At 51.7% G+C, this 6,664-nt stretch carries 6 protein-coding genes; 3 read left to right on the forward strand and 3 right to left on the reverse strand.

From position 1 onward, the window contains the following. Position 1 precedes the first annotated feature (1 nt). The 3 genes from ACEW8P_RS00940 (at position 2) to ACEW8P_RS00950 (ending at position 4,388) form a co-directional block, all read left to right on the forward strand. On the forward strand, positions 2 to 1,048 hold the full coding sequence (locus ACEW8P_RS00940) for a quinone-dependent dihydroorotate dehydrogenase (protein ID WP_373511236.1): 1,047 nt from the start codon (positions 2 to 4) through the stop codon (positions 1,046 to 1,048). Between the two features lie 50 nt (positions 1,049 to 1,098). Beyond that, positions 1,099 to 3,567 carry a DNA translocase FtsK 4TM domain-containing protein gene (locus tag ACEW8P_RS00945; protein WP_373511237.1) on the forward strand — a complete coding sequence of 823 codons (2,469 nt, stop codon included), beginning with the start codon at positions 1,099 to 1,101 and terminating at the stop codon, positions 3,565 to 3,567. Between the two features lie 179 nt (positions 3,568 to 3,746). Beyond that, positions 3,747 to 4,388: an outer membrane lipoprotein carrier protein LolA gene (locus tag ACEW8P_RS00950; RefSeq protein ID WP_373511238.1), complete on the forward strand. Its 642-nt coding sequence runs from the start codon at positions 3,747 to 3,749 to the stop codon at positions 4,386 to 4,388. Between the two features lie 13 nt (positions 4,389 to 4,401). On the opposite strand, the gene ACEW8P_RS00955 is transcribed toward ACEW8P_RS00950, so the two are convergent. From ACEW8P_RS00955 to ACEW8P_RS00965, 3 genes are all read right to left on the reverse strand, one after another. Further along, complete coding sequence (locus ACEW8P_RS00955; RefSeq protein ID WP_373511239.1) at positions 4,402 to 5,328, reverse strand: NAD(P)-dependent oxidoreductase; 927 nt, start codon at positions 5,326 to 5,328, stop codon at positions 4,402 to 4,404. Between the two features lie 9 nt (positions 5,329 to 5,337). After that, positions 5,338 to 6,078, reverse strand: coding sequence for a peptidylprolyl isomerase (locus ACEW8P_RS00960; RefSeq protein WP_373511240.1), 741 nt, complete (start codon positions 6,076 to 6,078; stop codon positions 5,338 to 5,340). A 14-nt stretch (positions 6,079 to 6,092) separates the two neighbouring features. After that, a partial coding sequence (locus tag ACEW8P_RS00965) for a hypothetical protein (RefSeq protein WP_373511241.1) occupies positions 6,093 to 6,664 on the reverse strand: 572 nt, incomplete at its 5' end.

The following is a 6,664-nucleotide window of genomic DNA, read 5'->3' on the forward strand; positions in this document are numbered from 1 at the left end:
AATGTACAAACGCCTTCTGCTTCCTCTCCTTTTTCTCTTCGATGCTGAACGCGTCCATCACTGGGTGTGCGATTTAATTCGCTTTGCCTACGCATTGCCCTTTGTTCCCGATATTCTAAGAAAGACATATATTTATGAGCACCCGTCGCTGGTGCGCGAGGTAGCCGGACTTCGATTCAAAAACCCGGTGGGACTAGCAGCAGGCTTCGACAAAAACGCCGAGATGGTGGATGAGATGGCCGCGTTGGGTTTCGGCTACGTCGAGATCGGCACTGTGACGCCGCGCCCGCAGCCGGGCAATGAAAAGCCGCGACTTTTTCGCCTGAAAAATGACGAGGCCCTCATCAACCGCATGGGGTTTAACAATAAGGGAGCCAATGTAGCCGCCGCCAAACTACGTTATCGCAAATCGGACATTATGGTAGGTGGAAACATTGGTAAAAACAAAGACACGCCCAATGAAAAAGCCTTGGATGACTACACGCGTTGCTTTCAGGATTTGTTCGAGGTAGTTGATTATTTCGTGGTGAACGTCAGCTCACCCAATACGCCCGGTCTGCGTGATTTGCAGGAAAAAGAACCGCTCACGCACCTGCTGCGCGAGCTGCAAAAACTAAACAACTACAAGCCCAAGCCAAAGCCGATTTTCCTGAAAATTGCCCCGGACTTGAATAATAGCCAATTGGACGACATCGTAGAGATTGTACTAGCCACGGGCATCGCCGGCGTCATTGCGACCAATACGACTGTCTCACGTAAAGGACTCAATACGCCGGACGCCGATTTGGAGAAAATCGGGGCGGGCGGATTGAGCGGGCAGCCGCTACGACACCGTTCGACAGAAGTAATTCGTTACCTTTGTGAGAAATCAGGCCACGCTTTTCCAGTGCTAGGCGTGGGGGGCATTGCCTCAGCAACTGACGCTCGGGAAAAGATGAACGCCGGAGCCGCCCTCCTCCAAATCTACACCGGATTTATCTACGAAGGCCCCGGTATCGCCCGTAAAATTTGTAAGTCTTTGGTCGAACAAAGCAACCAAATCCCATAAATAAAAGGACACCTTGATGAAAGAAATAACGTCAAGTGCCCATTGAATAAATGGCTGAAAACACGTCTAGAGCCAACACACGCCGTAAGAAAAACCCACCGGAGGAAAAGAAGCCGAAGCGACAACTCGCGTTCGATTGGTCTTCGCTAACTACGCCCGGTCCTAAGAACACACTAGTGGCCGGCATTGTACTGCTGGTGTTGAGTGGGTTGCTCGAGGTGGCTTTCCTATCGTACATTTTTACGGGCACAGCAGACCAGAGCGAGGTCGGCGCATTGGGTCAGGCTCCTTTGGAAGATTTGGGGGCTAACACCCGTAACGTGCTGGGCGTATTCGGGGCGTTCGTTTCGCAGGTGTTCGTGTATCGCTGGTTCGGCTTGGCGGCCTTGCTCATTCCCGTTGTTCCGTTTTTGGCGGGCTGGCGCATGGTTATTGGCACCGATCTCATGAACATGAGTCGCGTGACCAAAGAGGTTATTTTCTTCACGCTCTGGATCAGCATGCTATTGGGCTACTTGGTCATCATGAGCGGCAGCAGTTCCAGTCTGAGTTTTCTACCCGGCGGCTTCGGCTTCTACATCAACGAAATGCTGCGCAACCTGATGGGTTACGGAAGCGTTGTCGTCATTCTCGTCTCCATATTCTGCTTTGCGGTCTATTTTTACGACATAAATCCTGTGGAGCGTTGGCGGGAAGGTCGGAGTCGGCGATCGGAAAACTCTGGGTTGGAATCCGTTGCTCCAGTGGAAGCGGAAGAAGACGTCAAAGAAAAAGTATCGAGCCAAAAGGAAACTACTCCGATGGCCGTTTCGGTGCTGGATCAGACTTACGATGATCCGCCTGTCGAGGAAGAAGCCCCCGAGGAAACCGAAGAGGAAGTTACCACTGAGCCGCAGCCGGAAGCCAAGTTGGAACTGGAGCTAAACGAAGCCCCGCCCCTGGAAATCCCGCAGGAGGACGAACCTGATCCCGATGAATTGAGCGAGGAAATTCTCCGCAATTTTGGGCAGTATGATCCCACGCTCGATCTACCTTCATTTCAGTTCCCCAGGCTCGACACGCTCAATGATATTGACGACAGTGCCCAGCAGAAGGTTTCACAGGACGAACTGGAAAGCAACAAGGAACGCATTGTGGATACGCTGGCTAGTTACGGAATATCCATCTCCAAGATTAAGGCGACCACTGGCCCGACCGTCACACTTTACGAAATCATTCCCGAAGCGGGTGTCCGCATTTCCAAGATCCAGAATCTGGAAAAAGACATCGCCCTGAGTCTGGCCGCGTTAGGAATCCGTATCATCGCTCCTATGCCGGGGCGCGGTACTATCGGCATTGAAGTACCCAACAAGAACCGCGAAACGGTCTTTATCCGCAGTGTGCTGGGTAGTGATCGTTTCCAGAAGTCTAACTACGACCTGCCTATTGTATTAGGCAAAACCGTTTCCAACGAAATTTACGTCGCCGACCTGGCCAGGATGCCCCACCTGCTGATGGCTGGAGCTACCGGACAAGGTAAATCAGTGGGACTGAACGTGATTCTGGCTTCCCTAATCTACAAAAAGCACCCGGCTCAACTCAAATTTGTGCTGGTCGATCCGAAGAAAGTGGAACTGACGCTTTTTAACAAACTGGAAAGGCACTATTTGGCCAAACTCCCCAACAGTGACGAGGCGATTATCACCGACACCAAGAAGGTGATTCATACGCTCAACTCACTGTGTATTGAGATGGATAATCGCTACGATTTGTTGAAGGAAGCTGCCGCCCGCAACCTAAAAGAGTACAACGCCAAGTTTGTGCAGCGCAAGCTGAATCCCGAAAACGGCCACCACTTTCTGCCCTACATCGTGCTGGTCATCGACGAGTTGGCCGACCTGATGATGACCGCCGGGAAGGAAGTCGAGACGCCCATTGCCCGCCTGGCGCAGTTGGCCCGGGCCGTCGGCATTCACCTCGTGCTGGCTACGCAACGGCCTTCGGTGAAAGTCATCACAGGTTTGATCAAAGCCAACTTCCCCGCTCGCCTGTCGTTCCGTGTAACGTCCAGCATCGACTCCCGCACCATTCTTGACAGCGGTGGGGCTGAGCAATTGGTCGGGCAAGGCGATATGCTGCTGGCTATCAATTCCGAAATCGTGCGTCTACAATGCCCCTACATTGACACCCGCGAGATCGAGGATGTCTGCGAGTTCATCGGCAGTCAGCGCGGCTACGGCGAAGCGTACGCCTTACCCGAGTACGAAGGGGAAGACGGCGACGGTAGCCGCGCCGACCTGGACACGGATGATTTTGACCAACTTCTACCCGATGCCGCTCGATTGGTCGTCACGCATCAGCAGGGTAGTACATCACTCATTCAACGCAAGATGAAGCTAGGCTACAACCGCGCTGGCCGCATCATGGATCAGCTGGAGGCGTTGGGTATCGTTGGCCCCTTCACCGGCAGCAAGGCCCGCGACGTTCTTTTCCATGACCTGGAATCGCTGGAACAACATTTGAAGAGTGCAGGGCTATAGCGAAGGAGGATAGTTTGTTAGGTCAAGGGTCAAACGGCGTTCTACTATTGCTTCTTCTGAAGTCCGCGCACCCTTGACTGTTCAGTACTTTAACCGTTAATCACTAATACAAAGTCAATTTTAAACCCAACCGTCGCTCCCCCTTCTAACCCCCGTTACCAACCATAACTTTATTGACAATGAAAAAATATTCAGGAACATTCACGCTGATTTTAGCGATACTCTTCACCGGAACTTCGTCTTTTTCACAAACGGATAGCAAAGCCGCCGGAATTTTAGAGGCGATGAGTAAGAACTACGAGGATTTGAAATCTTACAAAGCCACGTTTACTTTTGCTTCCGAGGGAGGACGCGATGCAAAGGGAGAAGTGACAGTGAAAGGAGATAAATTTCGTTTGAAGATGTCCGGGCAGGAAGTCTTTAACGATGGCAAGATTATGGCGACCTACGCGCCGGAGACAAAAGAAGTGACGCTGCAAGATTACGACCCCGCTGAACTGGGTGACCTGAATCCCACGCAGATTTTTACGGCTTACAAGAAAAACTACAAGTACAAATTCTTGAAAGAGAGCAAGGAAGGCGGACAAACCTACGAAACCATCGAACTGGCTCCGACTACCAGCTACGCCAAAATAGCTAAGGTTCAGATTAAGGTCGATAAGAAGGATAAGTCCATCAAGAAGTGGCGTATCCTAATGAGCAATGGTCAATTAGTGACCTATACCATCGACAAGTTCCAACCTGATGTGAACGTAGCGGACAGCTACTTCGCCTTCGATGCCAAGCAGTATCCCGGCGTAGAAGTGGTGGACTTACGGTAGGTTTATTTTCAAACTACTTTTCCCCGACCTGCTCAGCCAGCATCGCAATTCCTTCCCGAAAACTACGTGGTGCGTAGCCCAGCACTTCCTGGGCTTTGTCCAGTACGAACCCCGTGCGGGCCGGACGTTTGGCGGGCTGCGTAAAGGTGGTGGAATCAGCTTCGGCGATCAGTGATTTATCGAGATCAAAATAATCTGCCGTCATGGTCGCCATTTCGTGGGGTGTCAACAGGTCTTTACCTGAGATATTGAAAATACCATCGGCCTGCTGATCAGCGATAAGGAAGCAGCCTACGGCGAGGTCTTCGGCCAAAGTAGGGGAGCGCCACTGGTCGGTGACGACTTTGATATCCTTATCTTCTTCTAGTGATTTCTTTACCCACAGAATAATATTGCTACGACTCATGTCGTGGGCGATGCCGTACACCAGCACCGTGCGGGCAATGGCCCAGCGGATCGGCGTGGCAAATTGCCCCGAATTGATGATAATCTTCTCGGCAGCGTACTTGCTCCAACCATAAAAACTAAGCGGATTGGCCTCGGCGGTTTCGTCGTAAGGCCCGGCGGCACCGTCGAAAATAAAGTCGGTGGAAAGGTGAACCAGGAAAGTGCCATTTTCACGACAGGCATCCACCAGGTACTCGACGGCTTTCACGTTCAAGTCCCAACACGCTTCCTTCTCCGACTCGCACTGATCGACGTTGGTCATGGCAGCCGTGTGAATCACCACGTCAGGCTTTGTAAGCGCAAACACTTCCTGTACTTGGTCGGGCCGTGTGATGTCCAGGGAATGGTACTCGTAGCCTTCAACAAATGGCAGACGGTTGTCACCCCTCGCCGTGGCAACCACCTCGATATCGGGCTTCTGGACCAGTAGTTCTACCAACTTTTGGCCCAAAAGCCCGTTGGAACCCGTAACAAGTATTCGTTTGCTGCTCATATATTCCTGTTATTCGAACTGATACCCATACTTCCGCGTAATTTTCTTCTTCCGCATTTTCTTGACTGACACTTGCATCGCTACATCTTTCAAAGGCCGATCCCGATCGTCGCGTAGTCGGGTGGCGATAGAATCGATTACCGCCAGACCGTCGATAACTTGCCCAAAAACTGTGTAGTTTCCGTCAAGGTGCGGAGTACCACCCAATGTTTGGTACACCTCTTTTTGCGCTTCGGTAGGTTGGCGCGGTCTGGTGCCATCGCCCAGATTGCGGGCCAACTGCTTCTCTAGGTCCTCGCCCCGCATGGGGCGTCCCTGCACGATGTAGAATTGGCAACCGCTCGATTCTTTCTTGGGGTTACCGTCTCGGGCGGCGGCTACTGCACCTTTGCGATGAAATAAATCGGGACGAAATTCAGCGGGAATTTTGTAGTCCACACTACCGTTGCCCAGAGCAACGCCTGGTTCGGCGTTCTTAGAATTCGGATCACCGCCCTGAATCATGAAATTCTCAATGACGCGGTGAAACAGCAGACCGTCGTAAAAACCATTCTTGGCTAATTTGAGAAAATTGGCTTTGTGCAGTGGCGTTTCGTCAAATAGAATGAGGTGCATCGTCCCTGCCTCGGTCGAGAGGGTAATCAGGTGGTCTTTCCTGCTCTTCTTTTGCGCCTGAGTTGGGGAAGACAAGAGTGCAGTCATCAGAAGGACGACGAAAACCCTTGGCATTTTGTAGGTAGTAGTTAGCATTGCGGTTTCTGAGCTTATTCGACCTTTGACGCGATAAGTCGCGTTTCTACCAGCGGCCGTATTATACCTGCCAGCATTGTTTTGTCAGTAGGCGTAAATATCATTTTCAGTCCGTAGTCTTTGCCTACGGATACCTCTTCCACGCTGACTTGGACGGGTGCTTGCTCCCAACTCATACGGCGAGCCTTATCTTCCCGCGGGGTTCCGTATTTTTTTGTAAAGTGCTTCTTAGCCACCTGCCACAGTTGTTGGGTGGTTTCTTCGCTGTTGAGGTAAACATCGACCGTTATTTTATTGACCATCCGACCTGTGGGCGCGAAGTAGTACAGCACATCGATTGTTTCCAGTTGATCGGTTTCAAAAGTGTAACCCACATGGCGCAACGAGTCCTCGAACATTTCGAAGGTCTCGGCAGCTCGTACCTTACCGACCGGGTCGCCGAAGAAAATTCCCCGGATAACGCCTTCGTCCGAAGTGCCAACGATGGTTCTCAGCAAAGCGGAGGCGGTACTATTGATATTCTGGTTTGCAGGATCGTCAGTGGCGATGGAGTCGGTCGGGAGCGTGGCGTCCTGGTCGGTGGTAG

It is taken from the genome of Persicitalea sp. (genome assembly GCF_041751555.1).
In the GTDB taxonomy this organism is placed as follows: Bacteria; Bacteroidota; Bacteroidia; order Cytophagales; family Spirosomataceae; genus Persicitalea.